This window comes from Acidovorax sp. BoFeN1 (genome assembly GCF_003345135.1).
Lineage (GTDB): Bacteria > Pseudomonadota > Gammaproteobacteria > Burkholderiales > Burkholderiaceae_C > Acidovorax > Acidovorax defluvii.
Genome location: NZ_QOZT01000192.1, coordinates 1 through 215, shown reverse-complemented (window position 1 = coordinate 215; position 215 = coordinate 1). Strand labels below are relative to the sequence as shown.

1 pseudogene is annotated in these 215 nt (G+C 58.6%); it reads left to right on the top strand.

The features are described 5' to 3' along the window. Nucleotides 1–51: 51 nt before the first annotated feature. A pseudogene (locus DTW89_RS20085) lies at nt 52–215 on the top strand (IS5/IS1182 family transposase); the annotation flags it as partial.

Here is a 215-nt window from a genome sequence, read left to right as displayed (position 1 = left end):
GGCAATGCTGATCAAGGTCCACCGTTGTCGCTTCTCAAACGTTATCCGCAGATGAAGCAGCAGACCCTGGCAATGGCCGCAGATCAAAACAACGGATTCGAGCAGTCGCGCAAGCCCACCCGACGTGAAGAGTTCTTGCGGACCATGGAGACAATAGTGCCTTGGGCCGCCCTGTGCCAGGTGATAGAGCCGCACTACCCCAAGGCCGGCAACGG